We start from the raw sequence: 25552 nt of genomic DNA, 5'->3' as shown, positions 1-25552 counted from the left end.
AGAAATTTAAGAAGACTTCCACAAAATATCATGGTTTACGGTCTGATAGAACAGCTCCCGCACTTTTTCCGGTTCCCTTGTCTGGGTGAGGATCCACATGATCTTGGTAACAGCTGCCTCTAAGGTCATATCATAAGCTTCCAACAGGCCGAATTCACGCTTGATCTTTTTGCCTACCTCATAAACAGACATATTGCTGCCTTCGTTTGTAACCTGTGTGGTCATGATCACAGTTTTGCCAAGGCTGATCCAGTGGGCTACTGCACGGTAATAATCCCCACCGTCATCATAAGAAGGCAGTCCACCGACACCAAAGGATTCGATAATCACTGCATCATAGTGGGCAGCCATGTAGTCTAAAAGAGAAGCATCCGCAGAAGGGATCAGCTTCATCAGTCCTACGCTGGAATCCATCTGATGATAAAATTTTAATGGCCCGCAAAGCTGTGCCTTATCATCTAAATAAAATAGGATATGGTCTTCCTGGATAATGGCGATATAAGGAAAATTAATGCTGGAAAAGGCGTTATAGCTTTTAGTACGCTCTTTTTTGCCTCTGGTACCTGCAATGACCTTGCCGTCAAATACGATATTGACTCCGTGAGCCTTGTCATGGGAAGTAAAACGAAGGCTGTCAGCCAGATTTGTGCGGGCGTCTGTGTTTTCCATATCAATAGGCTTCTGTGCACCGGTAATGACAATAGGCTTTGGTGAATTCTGGATCAGATAAGAAAGAGCAGCAGCTGTATAAGCCATGGTATCTGTTCCGTGAGTGATCACAAAGCCGTCATATTCATCATAGTGCTCCTCAATGGCTTTTGCAACTGCCAGCCAGTGGGAAGGCTGTATATTGGTACTGTCAATATTTAAAATCTGTATACTGTCGATCTGGCAGTAATTACGGCTGTCCGGTACATAAGTTAAGATTTCTTCGGAAGTAATGACTGGCTTTAAGCCATCTGGTGTACGTTTGCAGGCAATAGTGCCGCCTGTTCCTAACAGAAGGATTTTTTTCATATACTAAGTATCTCCTTGCTATATTGTGATTTAACTTTTAACAATTACGATTATATTAAGAATTCATCACTTTTACAATCCTTGATTGAATAAAATCAGAAATATGTTAAACTATACTCATACAACTAAATATACTCTCGGAGTCTTTCCTGCATTTGCTTTTGCGGCCGATTTTCCGCCAGTTGCACCCGAATTTCATTAACGTACGCACCGCGTACGTTAATGAAATTTGGGCACAACTGACAAAAAATCTTCTCGCAAAATCAAGTACAAAAAGATTCCGAGAGTACATCTAAAAATTCAGGAGGTAGTATATGTTGATGTTTGGAGGTTCCGTGATATTTCTTATTTTAGTACTTTTTATTGTTTTTATTCTTACATCCTGTATCCGCATTGTTCCCCAGGCCCAGGCTCTGGTTGTAGAACGTCTTGGAGCATATCTGGGAACATATGGCGTAGGTATCCATTTTATGGTTCCGTTTATTGACAGAGTAGCAAAGAAAGTAAATTTAAAGGAACAAGTAGAGGATTTTCCGCCTCAGCCGGTTATTACCAAGGATAATGTTACCATGCAGATCGATACTGTGGTATTTTTCTATATTACAGATCCGAAATCCTATGCATACGGTGTGGAACGTCCTATTCTTGCGATTGAAAACCTGACTGCAACCACTCTTAGAAATATTATTGGTGAGCTGGAGTTAGATGAGACACTGACTTCCAGAGAGACTATTAACGCAAAGATGCAGGAGTCTCTGGATATTGCAACTGATCCGTGGGGCATTAAAGTGACCAGAGTGGAGCTTAAAAATATTGAACCCCCTGCAGCTATACAGGAAGCTATGGAAAAGCAGATGAAGGCAGAACGTGAGCGCCGTGAAGCTATTCTTCGTGCAGAAGGTGAGAAGAAGTCCATGATCCTGGTAGCAGAGGGAAATAAGGAATCTGCAGTTTTAAATGCAGAAGCAGAAAAAGAGGCAGCTATCCTTCGTGCAGAGGCAGAAAAGGAAAAGAAGATCAAAGAAGCAGAAGGACAGGCAGAAGCCATCCGTGCCGTGCAACAGGCAACTGCAGACGGTATCCGTTATATTAAAGAAGCCGGTGCAGACCAGGCGGTATTGCAGCTTAAGAGTCTGGAAGCTTTCCAGGCGGCAGCAGACGGAAAAGCAAACAAGATCATCATTCCATCTGATATCCAGGGGATTGCAGGTCTGGTAAAATCTATTTCTGAGATTGCTGCAAAAGAAGATAAAAAATAAGTATGGTGCCCATCAGTAAGTAAATTTGTAATAAGTAAATTTATAACTGGTGGGTATCATTTTCTTAAAAAAATGGAAAAATCTAGGAGAGAAGTAATGGGTGCAGGAAAAACAAATACAGGAGAGCCAGAGAAAAATAATATCACTCAGGGAAGTATTTTTGGTCAGCTTTTATTATTCTTTTTTCCTATTCTTTTTGGCACATTTTTTCAACAGCTTTATAATACGGCAGATGCAGTGGTAGTGGGACATTTTGTAGGAAAGCAGGCATTGGCAGCAGTAGGAGGTACTACCAGTACCCTGATCAACCTGCTGGTAGGCTTTTTTGTAGGTCTTTCCAGCGGTGCTACCGTAGTTATTTCCCAGTATTACGGTGCCAGAAAGCCGGATAAAGTACACTGGGCTGTACATACAGCAGTTGCCTTTTCCTTAATGGGCGGTGTTTTATTTATGGTGATCGGCATTGTTTTTGCCCACATGGCACTTTCAGCCATGCATACACCGGAGGATGTTCTTAACTATGCAGTTGTATATATACGCATATATTTTCTGGGTATGATCCCAAACCTGATCTATAATATGGGGGCTGGTATCCTGCGCGCTGTGGGGGATTCCAAACGACCTTTGTACTTTCTTATTGGAAGCTGTATGGTCAACATCCTGTTAGACATTATTCTGGTAGCAGGGCTGCGTATGGGGGTGGCCGGAGCAGCTATTGCTACTATTACGTCCCAGCTGTTCAGTGCCTGCATGGTAGTGTATGCACTGATCCATACAGATGATATGTATAAGCTGGTGTGGAGCAAGGTACGTATTGATGAACGTATGCTCCGTCGCATCGTGCGTATTGGCATTCCAGCCGGTATGCAGTCTGTTATGTATAATATTTCAAATATTATCATCCAGGCTGGTGTAAATACTCTGGGAACTGATAATGTAACTGCCTGGGCTACTTATGGAAAAGTAGACGGACTTTACTGGATGATGATCAATGCACTGGGGATTTCTGTTACTACTTTTGTGGGACAGAATTATGGTGCAGGCCGCATAGACCGTGTTCGAAAGGGAGCAGGAGCATGTATGGTCATTGGAACGATCATGACAGCCATTGTATCCACTTTACTATATTTAAAGGGATATCTGCTTATTGATCTGTTTACATCTGATGCACAGGTACAGGAGATCGGCCTGAGCCTGATCCATTTCATGGTGCCTACATTGATCACCTATATTACCATAGAGATATTATCTGGTACACTGCGTGGTGTGGGAGATGCCTGGATGCCATTGATCATGACTGGTGTAGGTGTATGCTGTCTTCGTGTGATCTGGATCATCTTTTTCCTTCCCCAGTACAGATCTATTCTGGCAGCTGCTTTTTGCTATCCGATGTCATGGACGATCACCTCAGTGGCTTTTGTGGTCTATTATTTCTTCTTCAGCAGTCTGCGCCGTGTAGATGGAATGAAATGGTTTAGAAAAAAGGATCATTAAAGCAGCTGTTAAAAGGAGCCATAAGTTAAAATGATACAGGAAATACCTTATAAATACGATCCGGCGTATAAAAAAGATAAAAAGCCGGAAATGAGCGATTATCTATTACATTATGAATACAACAAAGTTATGCTTTTAAAGGAAAAAGAAGGATACCGCATCCCGGCATTCCAGGATCTTCTGTTTGAGGAAGATTTCAGGGAAAAAGGGTATTATCTGTTTTCCATCGGGGATAGGGGATATTACCTGGTAGATGATATGAAAGTGCCGGAATTTGGCGGATTTGTTTTAAATGGTATGCAGATCTTCCGGGAAATGGAACCAGGCTATCAGGCTTTTGCCGGTATTACAGGAAGCCAGATCTACCGCTGGAGAGAGAGCAGGCGCTTCTGTGGCTGCTGCGGCGGGAAAATGGAGCCTGGAACAACAGAACGGTCCATGGTGTGTTCTTCCTGTGGGCATACAGAGTATCCTAAGATCTGCCCGGCAGTGATCGTAGCTATCCGGAAGGGAGATAAACTGCTTATGTCCCGGTATGCAAGGGGAACTTATCACCGCTATGCCCTTATTGCAGGTTATGTGGAGGTAGGAGAAACTTTTGAGGAATGTGTCCGCCGGGAAGTTATGGAGGAAGTAGGCCTGAAGGTGAAGAATATCCGCTATTACAAAAGCCAGCCATGGTCATTTTCTGATTCTGTGATGATCGGCTTTACAGCAGATCTGGACGGAGATGATGTTATCCGTTTAGAAGAAGATGAGCTGGCAGAAGCAGGCTGGTTTAGCCGGGATGAGATTGTAGAGTATCCTCCTTATATCAGTGTAGGCCATGAAATGATGAAAGCGTTTAAAGACGGAACACTTTTTGAAGATCAGGAATGCTCTAAAAATTGATTATTTATACGAAGGGAATTAATTGCAATATGAAAAACAAAGAATACCTGCTGTTTGATCTGGATGGTACCCTTACTGACCCAAAAGAGGGGATCACAAAATCAGTCCAGTATGCATTAAAGCATTATGGCATTTGGGTAGATGATCTGGATAGTTTATGCCCTTTTATTGGTCCGCCATTAAAAGACAGCTTCCAGAAATATTATGGCTTTCCGGAAGAACAGGCAAGAGAAGCGATTCAGGTCTACCGCGAATATTTTTCCGTAAAAGGATGGAGAGAAAATAAAGTATTTCCCTGCATTCCGGAAATGCTGGGGGAATTAAAAGCGGCAGGAAAGAAATTATATCTTGCTACTTCCAAACCGGAAGTTTTTGCAAAGCAGATCTTAGGGCATTTTGGTCTTACTTCTTGTTTTGAATTTATTGGTGGTGCGGACCTGGAAGAGACCCGTGTGCGTAAAGGGGACGTGATCAGATACGTTGTAGATACCTGTGGCCTTTCTGGTAAAAAAGAGCAGATCCTCATGGTAGGAGACAGGGAGCATGATGTATTAGGTGCAAGAGAACAGGGGATTGAGTGCGTAGGCGTTCTTTTTGGTTATGGTGACAGGACAGAAATGGAAGAATGTCACGCTGCTTATATAGCTGAAAGTGTTAATGAATTGAGAAAAATGCTGGTATCATAACCAGAAAGCATAATATCCATTACTATTAGGCAATTGACAAAGCAGGTAATGGTTGTTATTATAAAAACTAATATGTGGGACGCCAGAAGACGTTTGTCTTTGGCAGACCGATATGGAGGCAAATGATATGATGGAAGACAGAATCGTGTTATCATTGTTAGTGGATAATACGGCCGGTGTTCTGTCCCGTGTAGCGGGTATGTTCAGCCGCCGTGGATATAATATTGAGAGTCTGACAGTAGGTGTTACTGCAGACCCAAGGTATTCCAGAATGACAGTTGTGTCATTAGGAGACCAGACCGTTCTTGAGCAGATCAAGAACCAGTTAAATAAGCTGGAAGATGTAAGAGATATTAAGGAACTCCGCCCGGACCGCTCTGTATACAGAGAGCTTATGATGATCAAGGTGAGAGCCGGGGCAAATGACCGTCAGGCGGTCAGCGCGATCTCAAGTATTTTCCGTGCGACCATTGTGGATGTGGGAAAAGATTCCCTGACTGTTATGCTGACAGGAGACCAGTCAAAGCTGGATGCACTTATTAATCTGTTAGAAGATTATGAGATCCTGGAACTGGCCCGTACCGGACTGACCGGACTGGAACGTGGCAGTGAAGACATCCGCGTTTTGCCATAAGGCAAAGTGTTTAAAAGAGCTTAAGGGGGCAGCCAAAGGCGAACAGAGAGGCGTCGGACTTGCTGTCTTAACATAAATACGCCAGTGAATCTGCTGGTTATAAGTTTTATACGATAGTAGGAGGAAAAAACGCTATGGCAAAGATTTATTATCAGGAAGACTGTAACCTTTCAATGTTAGAGGGCAAGACAATTGCTGTTATTGGTTACGGAAGCCAGGGACATGCACATGCATTAAATTTAAAGGAGTCCGGATGCGATGTTATCATCGGTCTGTATGAAGGAAGCCGCTCCTGGAAGAGAGCAGAAGAGCAGGGCTTTACTGTATATACTGCAGCAGAGGCTGCAAAGAGAGCAGATATCATCATGATCCTGATCAACGATGAGCTGCAGGCAGATATGTATAAGAAGGACATTGAGCCAAACTTAAAGGATGGCGATATGCTGATGTTCGCACACGGCTTCAATATCCATTTCGGATGCATCAAGCCACCAAAGAATGTAGATGTTACCATGATCGCTCCTAAGGCACCAGGCCACACTGTACGCAGTGAGTACCAGGCTGGCAAGGGAACTCCTTGTCTGATAGCTGTAGAGCAGGATTATACAGGAAAAGCACTGGAGAAAGCACTGGCTTACGGTCTTGCTATCGGTGGTGCAAGAGCAGGCCTGTTAGAGACTACCTTCCGTACTGAGACAGAAACTGACCTGTTTGGTGAGCAGGCTGTTCTTTGCGGCGGTGTTTGTGCTTTAATGCAGGCTGGTTTCGAGACTCTGGTAGAAGCTGGATATGATCCAAGAAATGCTTACTTTGAGTGTATCCATGAGATGAAGCTGATCGTAGACCTGATCTATCAGTCCGGTTTCGCTGGAATGCGTTACTCCATCTCCAATACTGCTGAGTATGGTGATTATGTAACCGGACCTAAGATCGTTACTGCTGAGACCAAGAAGGCTATGAAGAAGATCCTTTCCGATATCCAGGATGGTACCTTCGCTAAGGAATTCTTACTTGATATGTCCCCAGCTGGCCGTCAGGTACACTTCAAGGCTATGAGAAAGCTTGCATCTGAGCATCCATCAGAGCAGGTTGGCGCTGAGATCCGTAAGCTGTACAGCTGGAACAACGAATCCGACAAACTGATCAATAACTAAGTTCAATTTCGTACGAAATTGAACGCTACCCAAACGTAGCGAAGCGGAGTTTGGGTTTCCCGTATGAATACAAAACTCCCGGAATTTCAGAAGGCTGTGACCTTTGGGATTCCGGGAGTTTTTTGATGCTTGATAGTACATTTAATATAAAAATTCTAAAAATGTTTTCAGGGACATGGCTTGATTTGAAGGATGATAGGCGAAACCAATGGTCCTTCTGTGGATCGGGATTTCCAAAGGAAGCTCTACTAGTGATCCGTTATCCAGTTCTTTCTGAACCAGCTCCCTGATAACACAGGCAACTCCCAGGCCGATCTTTACAAACTCGATCAACAGGTCCATGGTAGTTACTTCCAGTATCTGTCTTGGCGCAATGTGATTTTCGGACATATAATCGTCTACATGATGGCGGGTCATATTGCTGGGGTCAAGGAGCATGATATTTCCTGTTTCAAAAATATTAGTATCCTTTCCTTCACGCACGTACAGGTTGTTCAGATAAGCAGGTGTAGCCACAAAAACATCTTGGATATCCATAACCGGGATAAATGCCAGATCCTTGCGCAGAGACGGCTCAGCTACCAGTCCGAGATCTAGTTTCTGCTGTTCTAGTCTGGAAAGAGTCTGGGCAGTAGACTGGCTTTCAATGGTCACTTTCATGTGCGGATACTGGTCGATGAAGGTCTTCAGATAAGGAAGAAGTACGTATTTGCATAGTGTATTGCTGACGCCGATACGCAGGTGGCCGATATCAAATTCCTGGATCCGCTTTAATTCCTGCTCTCCTCTGCTTAAAGTATCAAAGGCTTCTTTTGCATGTTCAAACAAAATTTCCCCTTCGGAAGTCAGCTGGACCCCGCGGGAACTGCGGGTAAATAAGGAGAGACCTAAACTGTCTTCTAACTTGCTGATGGCTTTGCTGATAGCAGGCTGGCTGATGTAAAGCTCTTTGGCAGCTTTGGAAATATTGCCAGCTTTTGCTACCTCATAAAAGATCTTATATTGGGAAAGATTCTGTTCCATGGAAATGCCTCCGGTATCATAACATTAATTCATATGTGCTATATGTTTTTATTATAGCAACAGAACCGGGAAAATGTAAAGTACAGATTACTCACACCTTGGATAAAGTGTTGCAGTTTGACCACGACATTAAAGTTCCTGGGCTAGCCTGATAAATTCAGCCATTTCTCTTGTGACCCATTTGTCCTTGTGATAAAGGATCTGGCGCCAGGTGCGGATAGAAAACTTTTTAACAGATAAAATACGTAGATAACCTTCAGAAACTGCTTTTTCCACTGTAAAGCGGGGCAGAAAGGTAATGCCTGTATTCTGCTTTAAAAACTGAAGGATAAAATCGGTATTTCCAATCTCCAGATAAGGCTGAAGGCTTTTGCCCATAGCAGCCAGATACTGCTCCAGGATCAGGCGGTAACTGGCATTTTTTTCTGTTACTACCATAGGATAAGATAAAACATCATCCAGGCTTAAAGGTTCTGATCTCTGGGCAAGGGGATGGTCTGCTGTAGCTGCAAACACGATCTCTTCCGGTTCTTCTAAAACTTTTTCCCATTTCACATCATAAACACGTTTATCCATAAAATACACCAGATCCAGTTGGTTGCCATTGATCTGTTCTAACAGCTGATCCGGGGAATCGGTGCGGATGCTTATATTTACCTCAGGGTGCAGTTTATGATATTCCGTCAGCAGGGAAGGAAAGAGGGAAGCACAGATGGACTCAATGGTTCCGATACAAAGATGCCCGTTTAATTTCTGAGGGTGTGATACAGCATCCTTTGCCTGGGCAATATCCCGCATAATAGAGGCAGCATGGTCATAAAAAACACTGCCCTGGTGTGTCAGTGAGGTCTGCTTGCCGATGCGGTCAAACAGGTGGACACCCAGCTCCTGTTCTAACTGCTTGATCTGAATAGTAACAGCTGCCTGGGAGTAGCCTAATACCTTGGCGGCCTTTGAAAAACTCTGTAGTTTAGCTACCTGAAGAAAGGTAGAAAGTTCACGAAATTCCATGAAAACAGTCCTTTCAATCTATAAAAAATTTTAAACGATATATTTAAAATGTTAAATTTTACATCGGGTTATTTCTATGTTACATTAAGTGTAGAGAGAAATCAAGAACAAATATAAACAGGATAAATGATCAAAAACAAACAAAAGAAGTCGGAGGCTGTGAACAATGGAAAAAACAAATGAAAAGTATAGTGCGTATATCCAGATCCTTAAAGAAGAGCTGATCCCTGCTATGGGATGTACAGAACCTATTGCTTTAGCTTATGCAGCAGCAGTTGCAAAGAAAGTGCTGGGACAGATGCCTGAGAGAGTAGTGATCGGTGCCAGCGGAAGCATTATCAAAAATGTGAAATCAGTTATTGTCCCAAATACAGATCATTTAAAGGGTATTCCGGCAGCAGCAGCGGCAGGTATTGTTGCAGGTGATCCGGATAAAGAACTGGAAGTTATCGCTCATGTTACAGAAGACCAGGTAAAGGAAATGAGGGAATTCCTGGATAAGACTCCTATTTCTGTAGAACATGTGGATAATGGGCTTACATTTGAAATCGTGGTAACTCTTTTTAAGGGAGATGACTACGCAAAGGTACGTATTGTAAACTACCATACCAATATTGTTCTGGTTGAAAAGAACGGTGAGATCTTACAGCAGACAGAAGTAAAAGGCGAAAGCGAAGAAGGGCTTACAGACAGAAGCCTTTTAAATATGAAAGATATCTGGGATTTTATCAATACAGTAGATGCAGAAGATATCAAACCAGTTTTAAAACGTCAGATTGAGTATAACTGGACTATTGCAGAGGAGGGCATCAAGGGAAATTATGGTGCAAACATTGGTAAGGTCCTGTTAGATATGGAAGGAACCAATGTACGTGTCCGTGCCAAAGCAATGGCAGCAGCAGGTTCTGATGCACGTATGAACGGATGTGAACTGCCTGTAGTCATTAACTCCGGGAGCGGAAATCAGGGAATCACAGTTTCAGTTCCGGTTATCGTATATGCAAAGGAGTTAAATGTAGGAGAAGAGAAGATGTACCGTGCTCTTGCTTTATCTAACCTGGCAGCGATCCATCAGAAGACTCCTATTGGCCGTCTCTCTGCATATTGTGGCGCAGTCAGTGCAGGTGCAGGTGCAGGCGCTGGTATCGCATATCTTTGCGGTGGTGGTTTTAAGGAGATTACCCATACAATAGTAAATGCATTGGCTATCGTATCTGGTATTGTCTGTGACGGTGCAAAAGCTTCCTGTGCAGCTAAGATCGCATCAGCAGTAGAAGCAGGTATCTTAGGATACAATATGTACATCAGAGGCCAGCAGTTCTACGGCGGTGACGGAATTGTTACCAAGGGTGTAGAAGAAACCTTAAAGAATGTAGGCCGTCTTGGAAAAGAAGGAATGAAAGAAACAAATGAAGAGATCATTAAGATCATGATTGGAGAATAAGTAATAGTTTTCCCAACCCTGGCGGGAAATATGGCAGATTTAATTAAAAAGAAAAGCCCTGAGCACGTTTTATGGTGTGTTCAGGGCTCTTTGCGCTTGTGCAGTAGTCTGTCAGTCATTATCTGGCAGCAGCTTGATAATAACCATAATATTCTTAATGAACATGCCCTCTTTCAGCTCAATGTCATCTACATGGGTGGAAGGCGGGATCTCGCAGGTATCTTCCAGCTCTGCGGTGATCCAGTTGCGGGCTGCGTCCCTTGCATTTTCTACAGCATCTTCTAAATCCGGTCCATCTGCCTCGCAGCATTCCAGATCCGGGAATTCCACATGAAAACCATTGTCTTTTTCATGAGGGGTAAAAACAGCGGGATATACAAATGTCATAACAGGCTCCTCCTGGTGTTTCCTAATATTCGGGTTTCCCCGTGTGTTTATGTATTATACTCTATTTATATAGGAAAAGCAAATATTGCTTTTTCTGCAAAAATGACTTAAAAACCCTTTGAAAAACAGTCCTCATGCAAGTATAATAACCACAAAGCAGACGAGCAGCACAGAAAGGCAGGTACAGATATGGGAATGAACGAAACTCCATCAGGAGAACGGATACATATAAGTTTTTTCGGCAGAAGAAACGCAGGGAAATCCAGTGTATTAAATGCAGTGATCGGACAGGAACTGGCAGTGGTATCAGACGTAAAGGGAACCACTACGGATCCGGTCTATAAATCCATGGAATTGCTTCCTTTAGGCCCGGTAACGGTGATCGATACTCCTGGTATTGATGATGAAGGCGAGCTGGGTGCATTAAGGGTAAGAAAAAGCTATCAGGCGTTGAATAAAACAGACATTGCAGTGATCGTTGTGGACAGCCAGACTGGTTTTGGGGCAGAAGAGGAAAAGCTTCTTGATAAGATAAAGGATAAGCAGATCCCCTGTATTGTGGTATTTAATAAGATCGACCGGGCAGTCTGTCCAAGGACTGCACCGGAAAACATCCCGGTCCTTGCAGTTAGTGCTCGCACAAAAGAAGGCATTACAGAGTTAAAAGAAACGATCGCAAAAGCAGCAAAAACAGAAGCGGTTTCAAAACCATTGGTAGCTGACCTGTTAAATCCTTCTGATTTTGTGGTTTTAGTAGTTCCTATTGACAAAGCAGCTCCCAAAGGCCGTCTGATCCTTCCACAGCAGCAGACTATCCGCGATATTTTAGAGGCAGGTGCTGTTTCTATTGTAGTAAAGGACAATGAACTGAAAAATACACTGGAAAATATTGGGAAAAAGCCAAAGCTGGTGATCACTGACAGCCAGGCGTTTGGAAAAGTCTCAAAAGATACACCAGAAGATATCCTGCTTACCTCCTTTTCTATCCTCTTTGCCAGATATAAAGGGGAACTGGAGGCAATGATCTCTGGCGTGGCGGCTTTAAATAAGATAAAAACTGGCGATAAGATCCTGATCTCAGAAGGATGTACCCACCACAGACAGTGCGGCGACATTGGAACCGTAAAACTGCCGGACTGGATCCGCCAGTTCACAAAATCAGAACCGGAATTTACCTTTACCTCCGGCACGGAATTTCCGGATGATTTGGGCCAATATAAGCTGATCATACACTGCGGCGGCTGTATGTTAAATGGAAAAGAAATGAAGTACCGTATTAAATGTGCCTGCGACCAGAATGTTCCTATTACTAACTACGGAATGACCATCGCGTATATCCACGGTGTCTTAGAACGCAGCCTGGAACCATTCCCGCAGGCGGCAGCCCTGCTTTATGGCTAAAGGGACATTTGATCAGACCGTGACATCCATAATAAATGCAAACAGCTGTGTTACTTTTCACGGGTAGGAATTTTCTGAACTGAAAATTCCGTATGATACAGTTATGACCGCGGATTTTGCCGATTCGGAATGCGGAGCATCGGCAAAATCCTGTTACAGTGCGCGGGCATGGAGAGCCCGTGTACTGTAACACAACTGTTGCCTGACAACACTTTCAAAGCAAAAAGTGCTTGCATTTCCCCACGCATGATGATATAGTGTATACGATAACTAATGGATTTTACTTAATGTAAGAGTGGGCGCTGGTCCACTCTTTCGTATTGTTAGGGAAAGAAAGGTGGTGCAGACATGACAAAAAAGGAAAGCTATGAAAGCAGGGTAGAAGCGTTCCTCCTTCCTCTCATGGAAGAGAACAATTTTGAACTGGTAGATGTAGAGTACGTAAAAGAAGCAGGCACCTGGTACTTAAGAGCTTATATTGATAAAGAAGGCGGCATTGCAGTGGATGACTGTGAAGTGATCAGCCGCAGGTTAAGTGACTGGCTGGATAAAGAAGACTTTATTGATGACAGCTACATTTTAGAGGTAAGCTCACCGGGACTTGGAAGACCGTTAAAGAAAGAAAAGGATTACAAAAGAAGCATTGGTCGCGAAGTAGAGGTAAGACTTTACAAAGCCATTGACAGACAGAAGGAATTTACAGGTACACTGAGCGCATATGATGATAAGACAGTGACACTGACCATGGAAGATGGAAGTGAGGCTGTATTTGAAAAAGCGGATATTGCACTGATCCGTCTGGCACTTGATTTTTAACCGTATAGTGGGATGTCTTCTCGGAATTTTTCGTGTATCTGCTTTTGCGGCCGATTTTCCGCCAGCCTCACCCGAATTTCATCAACGTACGCACCGCGTACGCCTCAGAAATTTGGGTACAACTGACAAAAAATCTCCTCGCAAAATCAGATACAGAAAAACACCGAGAGAACATACGGAGAACATGATAGGAGGATAAACATGAATAAGGAACTGTTAGAGGCAATGGAGGTATTGGAAAAAGAGAAAAATATCTCTAAAGATACCATGATTGAGGCAATTGAAAATTCCCTTATCACTGCCTGTAAAAACAATTTCGGCAAAGCAGATAATGTAAAGGTTGTTATGAACCGCACAACCGGTGACTTTGCTGTATATGCAGAAAAAACCGTAGTAGAAGAGGTAGAAGACCCGGTTATGGAGATCAGCCTAGCAGACGCAAGAATGATCAGCGCCAAGTATCAGCTGGGTGATGTTGTCCAGGTGCCTTTAGATTCCAAAAAATTCGGACGTATCGCAACCCAGAACGCAAAGAATGTGATCCTTCAGAAGATCCGCGAAGAAGAGCGCAAGGCATTATACAACGATTATTATACCATGGAAAAAGATGTTGCTACCGGTATTGTACAGCGTTACCTTGGAAAAAATATCAGTGTGAATCTTGGTAAAGTAGATGCTATCTTAAATGAGAGCGAGCAGGTAAAGGGTGAGACCTTCCGTCCAAATGAGCGTATCAAGGTTTATATCGTAGAAGTAAAGGATACAACAAAGGGACCGCGTATTTCTGTATCCAGAACACATCCAGACCTTGTAAAGCGTCTTTTTGAAGAGGAAGTATCTGAAGTGCATGATGGTACTGTGGAGATCAAGGCAATTGCAAGAGAAGCAGGTTCCAGAACAAAGATCGCAGTTAAGTCCAATGATGCAAGCGTAGATCCGGTGGGTGCATGTGTAGGTGTAAACGGCGCCAGAGTCAATGCGATCGTTAATGAACTCCGCGGCGAAAAGATCGATATCATTAACTGGGATGAGAATCCTGCATATCTGATCGAAAATGCATTAAGCCCTGCAAAGGTAATCTGTGTTGTTGCAGACGAAGAAGCAAAAGAGGCACAGGTCATCGTTCCTGATTACCAGTTATCACTGGCTATTGGTAAGGAAGGACAGAATGCACGTCTTGCAGCAAGACTGACCGGATATAAGATCGATATCAAGAGTGAGACCCAGGCAAAGGAAATGGGACTGTTTGAACAGATGGGCTTACAGTACGGTGATGCTCCAGAAGAAACAGAAGAAGTTTCCCAGGATGACTACCAGGAAGAAAACAACGAACAGTAGAGAGAAGCTCTGGAAGATTAGGAGTGATAATAGGTGAGTGTAAAGAAGATCCCGCTGAGGCAGTGCATTGGCTGCGGTGAGATGAAAAGTAAAAAAGAAATGATAAGAGTGATCAAAACAGCCGAGGATCAGATCCTTTTGGATGCAACCGGACGTAAAAATGGCCGCGGCGCCTATCTGTGTCCGTCTATGGAGTGCTTTAAGAAGGCTGTGAAGGGCAGAGGCCTGGAACGATCCTTTAAAATGGCTATCCCCAGAGAGGTTTATGAAACTCTGGAAAAGGAGATGGAAGAAATTGACAGATAAAAATAAAGTATTCAGTCTGATCGGACTGGCAACCAGGGCAAGAAGAGTAGTCAGCGGAGAATTTTCCACGGAAAAGTCTGTAAAAAGCGGACGTTCCCACATGGTGATCGTGTCAGAAGAAGCTTCTGATAATACAAAGAAAATGTTTACCAATATGTGTACTCACTATAAAGTTCCTATCTATCTGTTCGGCACAAAAGAGGAACTTGGGCATGCTATGGGACAGGAATTTCGTGCTTCCCTTTCAGTTGAGGACGCAGGATTTGCTAAATCCCTGGCATCACGGATGAATGTAAATGGAGGTAGTTTGAATGAGAGTAAGTGAACTGGCAAATGAACTGGGTAAGACCAGTAAAGAAGTATTAGATATTATTAAACAGAAAGACAGCTCTGCATCTCTTTTTGCGGCTTCCAGCGTATCTAAAGACCAGGAAATTATGGTAAGAAACGCTGTCAGCCAGAAAAAAGAGGGAGCACCAAAGGCAGAAGCAGAAAAAGCAGAACCTGCAAAGAAGAAACTGACTGCTGTTTTCCGTCCGCAGAATGCAAAGCAGCAGATCAAGCGCCCGGTACCAAAGGAGCAGCCTAAGCCACAGCAGGCAGCTCCTAAGGCTGAGGAGACAAAACCAGTGCAGGCAGCAGAAGCAAAGACACAGGTACAGGAGACATCTGCTCCGGCAGTGGAAAACAGACCTGCACAGACCGAAAGAGGAGATTTCCAGAACAGAAGCCAGAATGGCTATCAGGGAAGAGACAACCGCGGTGAGAGGCCACAGGGCGGCTATCAGAACCGTGATGGAAGAACCGGAGGCTATCAGGGAAGAGACAACCGTGGAGATAGACCACAGGGCGGCTATCAGAACCGTGATGGAAGAACTGGCGGTTATCAGGGAAGAGACAACCGTGGAGATAGACCACAGGGCGGCTTCCAGAACCGTGGAGATAGACCACAGGGCGGTTTCCAGAACCGTGGTGATAGACCGCAGGGCGGCTTCCAGAATCGCGGGGACAGACCACAGGGCGGTTTCCAGAACCGTGGAGACAGACCACAGGGCGGTTTCCAGAACCGTGGAGATAGACCACAGGGCGGCTTCCAGAACCGTGACAGAAACCAGGGCGGTTTCGGCTCCCGTTTCGGAGAAGATAAGGACAGAGATAATACAAACAGAAATGGCAGCAGAGACAGCCGCCGTTCTTCTGGCAGCAGAGATAACCGTACATCTTCTTTTGACAGCCCGATCCAGACAAAGCCAAGCAGCACCCGCCAGGCAAACAAGAACGCTCATAAGAATGACCGTTTTGACAAGAGAGACAGAGAAGAAGATGGCAAGAAGAAAGCACCAAAGACAGGAAAGGGAGCTTTCATCATGCCGCAGCCTAAGAAAGAAGAAGCTAAGGTTGAGGATGTTAAGACCATTACTCTTCCAGAGCGCTTAACCATCAAGGAACTTGCTGATAAGATGAAGCTGCAGCCATCTGTTATTGTTAAGAAGCTGTTCTTAAAGGGTCAGATGGTTACATTAAACCAGGAGATTGACTATGAGCAGGCAGAAGAGATCGCAATGGAATTTGATGTTCTCTGTGAGCAGGAAGAAAAGGTTGATGTTATTGCTGAACTTCTGAAAGAAGATGATGAAAACGAAGCAGATATGGTTTCCAGACCACCTGTAGTCTGTGTAATGGGTCACGTTGACCATGGTAAAACATCCCTTCTGGATGCTATCCGCCAGACCAATGTAACTTCCAGAGAGGCCGGCGGTATCACACAGCACATTGGTGCTTCTGTTATTGAGATCAACGGAAGAAAGATCACTTTCCTTGATACACCTGGACATGAGGCATTTACCGCTATGCGTATGAGAGGTGCCCAGTCTACTGATATTGCTATCCTGGTAGTAGCAGCAGATGATGGTGTTATGCCACAGACTGTGGAGGCTATCAATCATGCAAAAGCAGCTGGCGTAGAGATCATTGTTGCTATCAATAAGATCGATAAGCCAAGTGCAAACATTGACAAGGTAAAACAGGAACTGGCTGAATATGAGCTGATCCCGGAAGACTGGGGGGGCAGCACTATTTTCGTCCCTGTATCCGCACATACAAAGGAAGGTATCACAGATCTTCTGGAAATGGTACTTTTAACAGCAGATGTCCTTGAATTAAAAGCAAACCCAAACCGAAAGGGCCGTGGTCTTGTGATCGAGGCTGAGCTGGATAAGGGCAAAGGACCTGTTGCAACTGTACTGGTACAGAAGGGTACCTTAAAAGTTGGCGAAACCATTGCAGCAGGTGCATGTTATGGTAAGATCCGTGCAATGATGGATGACAAGGGCCGCAGAGTAAAAGAAGCTGGTCCGTCCACTCCTGTAGAGATCTTAGGCTTAAATGATGTACCACAGGCTGGTGAGGTATTTGTAGCAACTGACAACGAAAAAGAGGCACGAAGCTTTGCTGAGACCTTCATTTCTGAGAGCAAGAATAAGCTTCTGGAAGACACTAAGGCAAAACTGTCCCTGGATGATCTGTTCAGCCAGATCAAGGCAGGAAATGTAAAGGAACTTCCTTTGATCATCAAGGCAGATGTCCAGGGTTCTGTAGAAGCAGTAAAGCAGAGCTTGACCAAGCTGTCTAATGAAGAAGTAGTAGTAAAGGTGATCCATGGTGGTGTTGGTGCCATCAATGAATCTGACGTTTCCCTGGCTTCTGCTTCCAATGCGATCATCATTGGTTTTAATGTACGTCCTGATGCGACTGCAAAATCTATTGCAGAGCGTGAGAAGGTAGATGTACGTCTGTATAAAGTTATCTATCAGGCGATTGAAGATGTAGAAGCTGCTATGAAGGGCATGCTGGATCCTGTATTTGAGGAAAAGGTGATCGGTCATGCAGTGATCCGTCAGCTGTTCAAGGCTTCCGGTGTTGGTACGATTGCCGGTTCCTATGTACTGGACGGCAAGTTCCAGAGAGGCTGCAGCTGCCGCATTACCAGAGAAGGAGAACAGATCTACGAAGGACCTTTAGCTTCCTTAAAACGTTTCAAAGACGATGTAAAAGAAGTTGCTGCAGGATATGAGTGCGGTCTTGTATTCGAGAAGTTTAATGACCTTCAGGAAGATGACCAGATCGAAGCTTATATGATGGTAGAGGTTCCAAGATAGTCTGCTGGTGCAAAGTTTCGTTTTTGAAAGAAAGGGATTATAATGCGTAAAAACAGCATTAAAAATACAAGGATCAATATGGAGGTCCAAAGGGAATTAAGCCAGATCATCCGTTCTGAGATCAAAGACCCGCGGATCCATCCGCTGACCAGTGTTGTAGCCGTAGAGGTGACTCCGGATTTAAAATACTGTAAAGCATATATCAGTGTGTTAGGCGATGAAGAAGCCGGCAAGGCAACCATCGAAGGGCTGCGCAGCGCAGCCTCCTTTGTACGCCGGGAACTGGCTCACAGAGTAAATTTACGTAACACTCCTGAAATTAAATTTATACTGGATCAGTCCATTGAATATGGTGTAAACATGTCAAAACTGATCGATGAAGTGACAAAAGATCTTCATGACAATGAGGAGGAGGGACTGGAATGACGGTTCTTGAACAGGCGTTAGAAGGAACAAAGTCTGTGGCGATTTTGGGTCATGTAAGGCCGGATGGTGACTGCCTCGGCTCTACTCTGGGTCTGTATAATTATCTTCTTGCTTCTTATCCGGATATACAGGCAGCTGTATATCTGGAGGAAGCTTCCTCAAAATTTGCCTATTTAAAGGGCTATGATGAGATCCATCATGAAACAGATGACAGGGAGTATGAGCTTTGCATATGTCTTGACAGCAGCGATGAAGAACGTCTGGGTGATTTTAAGATGTATCTGAGGAGAGCGAAAAAAAGCCTTTGCATTGATCATCACATTACAAACACCCGTTACTGTGAAATTAATTTAGTGGCAGCTGATGCAAGCTCTGCCAGTGAAGTCCTTTTTGAGCAGTTAAATCCGGACAGCATTGATAAAAATGTAGCAGAGTGCCTGTATACAGGATTGATACATGATACCGGTGTGTTCAAATATTCCTGCACTTCTGCAAGGACCATGGAGATCGCCGGTTTTCTCATGGAAAAGGGTGTTGACTTTGGAAGTATCATCGATAACAGCTTCTATAAAAAGACTTATGTGCAGAACCAGATCATGGGAAGAGCGCTTCTTGAAAGCATTACATTCCTTGATGGAAAGGCCATTTTCAGTGCCCTGCGCCAGTCTGATCTGGATTTTTACGGCGTGACCGGAAAAGACCTTGATGGCATCATTGACCAGCTGCGTCTTACAGAAGGAGTTGAGGTTGCTATTTTCCTGTATGAGACTGGACCTCAGCAGTACAAAGTAAGCCTGCGTTCCCAGAAAATCGTAGATGTAAGTCAGGTAGCTGCTTATTTTGGCGGCGGCGGCCATGTGCGTGCAGCAGGCTGCACCATGTCAGGAAGTATTCATGATGTGATCAATAATCTGTCCCTTCACATTGCGAAGCAGTTAGATGCTGCGGCGGCAGGGGAGGCTTAAATGTATCACGGAATCATTAATGTATATAAAGAGCCGGGCTATACATCCCATGATGTTGTAGCCCGGCTTCGAGGGATTTTAAGACAGAAAAAGATCGGGCATACCGGAACCCTTGATCCGGCGGCCCAAGGCGTACTTCCGGTATGTCTGGGAAACGGAACAAGGCTTTGTGATATGCTTACAGACCGGTCAAAGACCTATGAGGCAGTGCTTCTTCTGGGACAGACCACAGATACCCAGGATACCACAGGAACTGTGCTTACAGAAAATCATGAAAAAGCACTGAAACTGGATGAAGAGCAGGTGCGTCAGGTGATCTTGGGATTTAAGGGGGATTATGACCAGATCCCACCTATGTATTCCGCTTTAAAAGTAGACGGGAAGAAGCTTTGCGACCTTGCCAGAGCAGGAAAAGAAGTAGAGCGTAAGGCAAGAAGAGTGCAGATCTTAGACATTTCTGTTGAAAAAATAGAACTGCCCAGAGTCTGGATGAGGGTCAGCTGCTCCAAAGGAACGTATATACGTACTCTTTGTGAGGATATCGGAGCAAAACTACAGGTGGGTGGATGCATGGAATCTCTCCTGCGCACCCGCGTAGATCGTTTTCTGGTAAAGGACAGTTTAAAACTGGACCAGCTCGAAGCCTTAAGAGATGAAGGAAAAGTAGGGGAACATATCTGTTCTCTGGAAGAAGCTTTAGAAAGCTATCTGCCTGTATACACTACAGCAGAAGGGGATAAGGCTTTAAAAAATGGCAATCCCTGCTTTAAACAGCAGCTGGACCTGGAAAAAAGTACATCGTTAGAGAACCGGGAAAACGGGAACAGATACCGTATGTACAGCAGCCAGGGGATTTTTATGGGGGTATATGAATACCAGGAAGAAAAGCACTGGTGGAAGCCCTGGAAAATGTTTATGCCGGATGGAGAAGGAAACCAATGAGATATATAGCAGATACAGTGGATTTTGAACTGAAAGAGCCTACAGTTGTGACTCTTGGGAAATTTGATGGAAGACACAGGGGACACCAGAAGCTCCTTCGTACAATGGAAGAAGTAAAAGAAAGCCTGGGCTATGCAACTGCTATTTTTACATTCAGTACTGCTCCTCTTACTCTTGTAACAGGAGAAACAGCCACTGTGATCACTACAAGTGAAGAACGCCGGCATAATATGGAAAAAATGGGGATCGATTATCTAGTGGAATATCCTTTTACAGATGATGTGCGGAAAATGGATCCGGCTGTATTTGTAAAGGATATCCTGGTAAAGAGAATGAAAGCAAAGGCTGTGGTAGTGGGGCCGGATTGCAGCTTTGGTTACAAAGGCGCCGGAAATGTAGGGCTTCTCAGGACTTTAAGCAGGGAACTGGATTTTCGTCTTTATGTGATCGAAAAAGAAAAGGATCACAGAAGAGATATCAGCAGTACCTATATCAGGGAAGAACTTTCCAGGGGAAATGTGGCAAAAGCAAATGAACTGTTGGGGGAACCTTATGCTATACATGGCATTGTGGTCCACGGTAATCATATCGGAGGACCGAGACTGGGATTTCCTACAGCAAATATCATTCCACCGGAAAATAAGCGTCTGCCAAAATTCGGGGTCTACGTATCCAGAGTTCTTGCAGAAGGAAACTATTACAAGGGAGTTACCAATATTGGCAGAAAACCTACGATCCATGGAGATAATCCGGTAGGGGTAGAAACTTTTATCTTTGATTTTAACGGGGACATTTACGGCAAGATGATCGAGGTCCAGCTTTTAGAGTTTGACCGGGGAGAACAGAAATTTGCTTCCTTAGAAGAGTTAAAAGAACGGATCGAAAAAGATAAAGAATTTGCCCTTAGGTATTTTGCGGAAAATCCCCTTTACAACCCGGTTAAAATATGATACAGTAATCAGGTATGAAAAAACGCCGAAGCCCCGTTGCCTGGTGACTCCAGCCGGCAGCCTGGTTTAAGGTGAGAAAATTAATTTATTTTAGGAGGAATTACCATGATTTCTAAGGAAAAGAAAGCAGAGATTATCGCACAGTACGGACGTAAAGCAGGAGATACCGGTTCACCAGAAGTTCAGATCGCTATCCTTACAGAGAGAATCACAGAACTGACTGCTCATCTTCAGCAGAATCCAAAGGATCATCATTCCAGAAGAGGACTTCTGATGATGGTTGGACACAGAAGAGGACTTCTTGATTACCTGAAGAAGACCGATCTGGAAGGCTACCGTGCTCTGATCGAAAAGCTTGGAATCAGAAAGTAATTATGAAAGTGTTGCCGGACTGCTATGTGGACTGAGTGTTTGCACATGAGGGACGCATAGGCATTTGGCAACTTTCATTCATGCTAGGGTGGAGGTTACTCCACCCTATATTTGCATGAAGACAGTCGCAAAAGGAAAACTCCGGGACCGCTGATGTGTCCCAAACAGAAGGTTTGGGATAGATCAGTAGTTTCGGCGTCTTTTGCCCTGTGAAAAACTTATTTGTTGCAGAACGTTACAAGTTACATTAAGAGAATGTGCTCCCGGAAGGGAAGTACGCAAAGAGAAAAGGAGACACCCATGTTTAAGAGTTTCAGTATGGACCTGGCTGGACGTAAGCTGACTGTAGAAGTTGGCCGTGTAGCAGCCCAGGCAAATGGTGCAGCATTTATGCATTACGGCGATACCGTAGTACTTTCTACAGCAACTGCATCTGCAAAGCCGAGAGAAGGCATTGATTTCTTCCCTTTAAGTGTAGAATATGAGGAGAAATTTTATTCTGTAGGAAAGATCCCAGGCGGTTTTAACAAAAGAGAGGGAAAGGCATCTGAAAACGCTATCCTGACATCCCGTGTTATCGACCGTCCTATGCGTCCGCTGTTCCCAAAGGATTACCGCAATGATGTAACCTTAGACAATGTAGTTATGTCTGTAGATCCAGACTGCAGCCCGGAGCTGACTGCTATGCTTGGTTCTGCCATTGCTACCAGCATTTCCGATATCCCATTTGACGGACCTTGCGCTACCACCCAGGTAGGTCTTATTGATGGTGAGTTTATTATCAACCCGACTTCTGCCCAGAGACAGGTATCTGAAATGGCCCTGACTGTAGCTTCTACCAGAGAGAAAGTTATCATGATCGAAGCAGGCGCTAAGGAAGTTCCTGAGCAGAAGATGATCGAGGCTATTTTTAAAGCTCATGAAGTAAATCAGGAGATCATCCGCTTTATCGATACTATTGTAGCTGAGTGCGGAAAAGAAAAGCACACCTATGAAAGCTGCGCAGTTCCGGAAGAATTATTTGCAGCGATCAAAGAGATCGTTCCGTCTGAAGAGATGGAAACAGCTGTATTTACAGATGACAAGCAGACACGTGAAGCAAATATTGCTGCTATTACTGAGCGTCTGGAAGAAGCATTTGCTGAGAATGAAGAGTGGCTGCCATTATTAGGTGATGCTATTTACCAGTATGAGAAGAAGACTGTCCGCAAGATGATCTTAAAGGACCACAAGCGTCCAGACGGCCGTGCTATTACACAGATCCGTCCATTAGCAGCTGAGGTCGATATCCTTCCAAGAGTCCATGGCTCAGGCATGTTCACCCGTGGACAGACCCAGATCTTAAATGCCTGCACTCTGGCACCATTATCTGAGGCACAGAAGATTGATGGATTAGATGCAAATGAGACCACAAAGCGTTACATGCATCATTACAACTTCCCGTCATTCTCAGTAGGCGAGACAAAGCCGAGCAGAGGACCGGGCCGTCGTGAAATCGGACATGGCGCACTGGCTGAACGTGCATTAGTTCCTGTACTTCCAAGTGAAGAAGAGTTCCCATATGCGATCCGTACTGTATCAGAGACTATGGAATCCAATGGTTCTACCTCTCAGGCAAGTATCTGTGCATCTACTTTGTCCTTAATGGCAGCTGGTGTACCGATCAAGAGTATGGTAGCAGGTATTTCCTGTGGTCTGGTAACTGGTGAGACTGATGATGATTATATCGTTCTGACTGATATTCAGGGACTGGAAGATTTCTTTGGTGATATGGATTTTAAGGTAGGCGGTACTGAAAAGGGTATTACTGCTATCCAGATGGATATTAAGATCCATGGTCTGACCCGTCCGATCATTGAAGAGGCTATCGCAAGAACCCGTGAAGCGAGAATGTACATCTTAGACAATGTTATGAAGCCTGTTATCAGCGAGCCTAGAAAGCACTTAAGCCAGTACGCTCCAAAGATCAAGCAGATCACCATTGATCCTCAGAAGATCGGCGATGTAGTCGGCAAGCAGGGCAAAGTGATCAACAAGATCATTGAAGAGACCGGTGTTAAGATCGACATCAGTGATGAAGGTATTGTAAATGTTTGCGGTACTGACGAGGCTATGATCAACCGTGCGATTGCGATCATCACCGGAATCGTTACTGATATCGAAGCAGGAATGGTATTTACCGGCAAGGTAGTACGTATTATGAACTTCGGGGCATTTGTACAGTTAGCACCAAATAAAGACGGTATGGTACACATTTCCAAACTGTCTGACAAGCGTGTTGCAAAGGTAGAAGATGTTGTAAACATCGGTGACGAAGTAACTGTTAAGGTTGCAGAAGTTGACAAGATGGGAAGGATCAACCTGACCATGAGACCAAGCGATCTGGCAGAGAAGAAAGAAGAAAACTAAGATCAGAGGGTGAGAAAATGAAAGTAAGAACAAGATATGCACCAAGCCCTACAGGAAGAATGCACGTCGGAAATTTAAGAACAGCACTGTATGCGTACCTGATCGCTAAACATGAGGGAGGCGACTTCCTTTTAAGAATAGAAGATACTGACCAAGAGCGTTATGTAGAAGGCGCTGTAGATATCATTTACAGAACCCTGGAAGAAACCGGTCTGGTCCACGATGAGGGACCGGACAAGGACGGCGGCTGCGGTCCTTATGTCCAGAGTGAGCGTCAGGCTTCTGGAATCTATATGGAATATGCGAAGAAACTGGTAGAAAAGGGAGAAGCATATTACTGCTTCTGTACACCAGAGCGTCTGGAAACCTTAAGAAAGACTGTAAACGGTGAGGAGATCATGACTTATGATAAGCACTGTCTGCATCTTTCTAAAGAGGAAGTAGAAGCAAATCTGGCTGCCGGTAAGCCATTTGTTATCCGTCAGAATAACCCGACTGAGGGAACCACTACTTTCCATGATGAGATCTATGGGGATATTACTGTAGATAACTCTGAACTGGATGATATGGTCCTGATCAAATCTGATGGTTATCCTACCTACAACTTTGCAAATGTAGTAGACGATCATCTGATGGGCATTACCCATGTAGTAAGAGGAAATGAGTATCTTTCTTCTTCTCCAAAATATAACCGTCTTTACGATGCTTTTGGCTGGGAAGTTCCGGTCTATGTACACTGCCCGCTGATCACTGATGAAAGTCATCACAAGTTAAGCAAGCGCTGTGGACATTCCTCTTTTGAAGACCTGGTAGAACAGGGCTTTGTTCCGGAAGCTATCGTAAATTATGTAGCACTTCTTGGATGGTCTCCAGAAGGTAATAATGAGATTTTTTCACTTGAAGAGATGGTAAAGGAATTTGACTATCATCGTATGAATAAGTCTCCGTCTGTATTTGATATGACTAAGCTTCGCTGGATGAATGGCGAGTACATTAAGGCAATGGATTTTGAGCGTTTCTATAAGCTGGCTGAGCCATATTTAAAAGAAGTGATCAAGAAAGATTTAGATCTTAAGAAGATCGCAAATATGGTAAAGACAAGGATTGAAGTTTTCCCGGAGATCAGGGATCACATTGATTTCTTTGAGACACTGCCTGAGTACGACATTGCTATGTATACTCACAAGAAGATGAAGACAAATGCAGAGACTTCCCTTAAAGTATTAAAAGATGTACTCCCTATTCTGGAAGCACAGGAAGATTTCAGTAATGATGCCCTGTTTGCAGCGCTTTCTGCTTATGTAAGTGAAACTGGCGTAAAGACCGGATTTGTTATGTGGCCGGTCCGTACTGCTGTTTCCGGCAAGCAGATGACTCCTGCAGGCGCAACTGAGATCATGGAAGTTCTTGGAAAAGAAGAATCATTAAAACGTATCCGCAAAGGCATTGAAATGCTGGAGGCTTAATAC

At 44.2% G+C, this 25552-nt stretch carries 24 protein-coding genes; 20 read left to right on the top strand and 4 right to left on the bottom strand.

From position 1 onward, the window contains the following. Window positions 1–6: 6 nt before the first annotated feature. Window positions 7–1017 (bottom strand): asparaginase, encoded by a 1011-nt coding sequence (locus OGM16_18215; protein UYJ46668.1) that lies wholly within the window; start codon window positions 1015–1017, stop codon window positions 7–9. A gap of 320 nt (window positions 1018–1337) precedes the next feature. Between OGM16_18215 and OGM16_18210 the strand changes: the two genes are divergently transcribed. The 6 genes from OGM16_18210 to ilvC all read left to right on the top strand — a co-directional run bounded on the left by OGM16_18210 (window position 1338) and on the right by ilvC (window position 7135). Beyond that, window positions 1338–2276, top strand: coding sequence for an SPFH/Band 7/PHB domain protein (locus tag OGM16_18210; GenBank protein ID UYJ48514.1), 939 nt, complete (start codon window positions 1338–1340; stop codon window positions 2274–2276). Window positions 2277–2372: 96 nt separating this feature from the next. Further along, window positions 2373–3770 (top strand): MATE family efflux transporter, encoded by a 1398-nt coding sequence (locus OGM16_18205; GenBank protein ID UYJ46667.1) that lies wholly within the window; start codon window positions 2373–2375, stop codon window positions 3768–3770. A 30-nt stretch (window positions 3771–3800) separates the two neighbouring features. Next, a complete protein-coding gene (gene nudC, locus OGM16_18200) occupies window positions 3801–4661 on the top strand; it encodes an NAD(+) diphosphatase (GenBank protein UYJ46666.1) in 861 nt (286 codons plus the stop codon). Between the two features lie 29 nt (window positions 4662–4690). Continuing rightward, window positions 4691–5347 (top strand): HAD family hydrolase, encoded by a 657-nt coding sequence (locus tag OGM16_18195; protein ID UYJ46665.1) that lies wholly within the window; start codon window positions 4691–4693, stop codon window positions 5345–5347. A gap of 130 nt (window positions 5348–5477) precedes the next feature. Then, window positions 5478–5981, top strand: coding sequence for an acetolactate synthase small subunit (ilvN, locus tag OGM16_18190; GenBank protein ID UYJ48513.1), 504 nt, complete (start codon window positions 5478–5480; stop codon window positions 5979–5981). 134 nt (window positions 5982–6115) lie between these two features. Then, complete coding sequence (ilvC, locus tag OGM16_18185) at window positions 6116–7135, top strand: ketol-acid reductoisomerase (protein UYJ46664.1); 1020 nt, start codon at window positions 6116–6118, stop codon at window positions 7133–7135. A 141-nt stretch (window positions 7136–7276) separates the two neighbouring features. Here the strand turns inward: ilvC and OGM16_18180 are convergent, their stop codons facing one another. Together OGM16_18180 and OGM16_18175 are read right to left on the bottom strand one after the other, a co-directional pair. Then, entirely contained in the window at window positions 7277–8158 is an 882-nt protein-coding gene (locus OGM16_18180) for a LysR family transcriptional regulator (protein ID UYJ46663.1), read from the bottom strand. A 129-nt stretch (window positions 8159–8287) separates the two neighbouring features. After that, entirely contained in the window at window positions 8288–9169 is an 882-nt protein-coding gene (locus OGM16_18175) for a LysR family transcriptional regulator (GenBank protein UYJ46662.1), read from the bottom strand. A 166-nt stretch (window positions 9170–9335) separates the two neighbouring features. On the opposite strand from OGM16_18175, the gene OGM16_18170 reads away from it, so the two are divergent. Next, on the top strand, window positions 9336–10613 hold the full coding sequence (locus OGM16_18170) for an L-serine ammonia-lyase, iron-sulfur-dependent, subunit alpha (protein ID UYJ46661.1): 1278 nt from the start codon (window positions 9336–9338) through the stop codon (window positions 10611–10613). A gap of 111 nt (window positions 10614–10724) precedes the next feature. Here the strand turns inward: OGM16_18170 and OGM16_18165 are convergent, their stop codons facing one another. Next, the gene (locus OGM16_18165; GenBank protein UYJ46660.1) at window positions 10725–11000 is read right to left on the bottom strand and encodes a type II toxin-antitoxin system HicB family antitoxin; all 276 of its coding nucleotides are present in this window, start codon (window positions 10998–11000) and stop codon (window positions 10725–10727) included. Window positions 11001–11189: 189 nt separating this feature from the next. Here OGM16_18165 and hydF point away from each other — a divergent pair, with 189 nt between their 5' ends. The 13 genes from hydF to gltX all read left to right on the top strand — a co-directional run bounded on the left by hydF (window position 11190) and on the right by gltX (window position 25549). Continuing rightward, on the top strand, window positions 11190–12401 hold the full coding sequence (gene hydF / locus OGM16_18160) for a [FeFe] hydrogenase H-cluster maturation GTPase HydF (GenBank protein UYJ46659.1): 1212 nt from the start codon (window positions 11190–11192) through the stop codon (window positions 12399–12401). A gap of 348 nt (window positions 12402–12749) precedes the next feature. Continuing rightward, a complete protein-coding gene (locus OGM16_18155; protein UYJ46658.1) occupies window positions 12750–13217 on the top strand; it encodes a ribosome maturation factor RimP in 468 nt (155 codons plus the stop codon). A 201-nt stretch (window positions 13218–13418) separates the two neighbouring features. Further along, window positions 13419–14555, top strand: a complete 1137-nt coding sequence (gene nusA / locus OGM16_18150) for a transcription termination factor NusA (protein ID UYJ46657.1) — start codon at window positions 13419–13421, stop codon at window positions 14553–14555. 81 nt (window positions 14556–14636) lie between these two features. Then, window positions 14637–14861 carry a YlxR family protein gene (locus tag OGM16_18145; GenBank protein UYJ48512.1) on the top strand — a complete coding sequence of 75 codons (225 nt, stop codon included), beginning with the start codon at window positions 14637–14639 and terminating at the stop codon, window positions 14859–14861. Next, window positions 14851–15186 carry a ribosomal L7Ae/L30e/S12e/Gadd45 family protein gene (locus OGM16_18140; GenBank protein ID UYJ46656.1) on the top strand — a complete coding sequence of 112 codons (336 nt, stop codon included), beginning with the start codon at window positions 14851–14853 and terminating at the stop codon, window positions 15184–15186. The genes OGM16_18145 and OGM16_18140 overlap by 11 nt, the downstream gene beginning before the upstream one ends. Beyond that, on the top strand, window positions 15173–18019 hold the full coding sequence (infB, locus tag OGM16_18135; protein ID UYJ46655.1) for a translation initiation factor IF-2: 2847 nt from the start codon (window positions 15173–15175) through the stop codon (window positions 18017–18019). Before OGM16_18140 ends, infB begins: the two co-directional genes overlap by 14 nt. A gap of 42 nt (window positions 18020–18061) precedes the next feature. After that, complete coding sequence (gene rbfA, locus OGM16_18130; protein UYJ46654.1) at window positions 18062–18445, top strand: 30S ribosome-binding factor RbfA; 384 nt, start codon at window positions 18062–18064, stop codon at window positions 18443–18445. After that, window positions 18442–19410, top strand: a complete 969-nt coding sequence (locus OGM16_18125) for a bifunctional oligoribonuclease/PAP phosphatase NrnA (GenBank protein UYJ46653.1) — start codon at window positions 18442–18444, stop codon at window positions 19408–19410. The genes rbfA and OGM16_18125 overlap by 4 nt, the downstream gene beginning before the upstream one ends. Then, window positions 19411–20352 (top strand): tRNA pseudouridine(55) synthase TruB, encoded by a 942-nt coding sequence (gene truB, locus OGM16_18120; GenBank protein UYJ46652.1) that lies wholly within the window; start codon window positions 19411–19413, stop codon window positions 20350–20352. Beyond that, window positions 20349–21302, top strand: a complete 954-nt coding sequence (locus tag OGM16_18115; protein UYJ46651.1) for a bifunctional riboflavin kinase/FAD synthetase — start codon at window positions 20349–20351, stop codon at window positions 21300–21302. The genes truB and OGM16_18115 overlap by 4 nt, the downstream gene beginning before the upstream one ends. A gap of 105 nt (window positions 21303–21407) precedes the next feature. Beyond that, window positions 21408–21674, top strand: a complete 267-nt coding sequence (gene rpsO, locus OGM16_18110) for a 30S ribosomal protein S15 (GenBank protein UYJ46650.1) — start codon at window positions 21408–21410, stop codon at window positions 21672–21674. A gap of 300 nt (window positions 21675–21974) precedes the next feature. Continuing rightward, the gene (locus OGM16_18105) at window positions 21975–24083 is read left to right on the top strand and encodes a polyribonucleotide nucleotidyltransferase (GenBank protein UYJ46649.1); all 2109 of its coding nucleotides are present in this window, start codon (window positions 21975–21977) and stop codon (window positions 24081–24083) included. 17 nt (window positions 24084–24100) lie between these two features. Beyond that, a complete protein-coding gene (gene gltX / locus OGM16_18100; GenBank protein UYJ46648.1) occupies window positions 24101–25549 on the top strand; it encodes a glutamate--tRNA ligase in 1449 nt (482 codons plus the stop codon). Window positions 25550–25552: the final 3 nt, after the last annotated feature.

The sequence above is a fragment of the Lachnospiraceae bacterium genome (assembly GCA_025758065.1).
Lineage (GTDB): Bacteria > Bacillota > Clostridia > Lachnospirales > Lachnospiraceae > Enterocloster.
The sequence above is the reverse complement of the archived record's forward strand: the minus strand, read 5'-3'. Positions and strand labels throughout refer to the sequence as shown.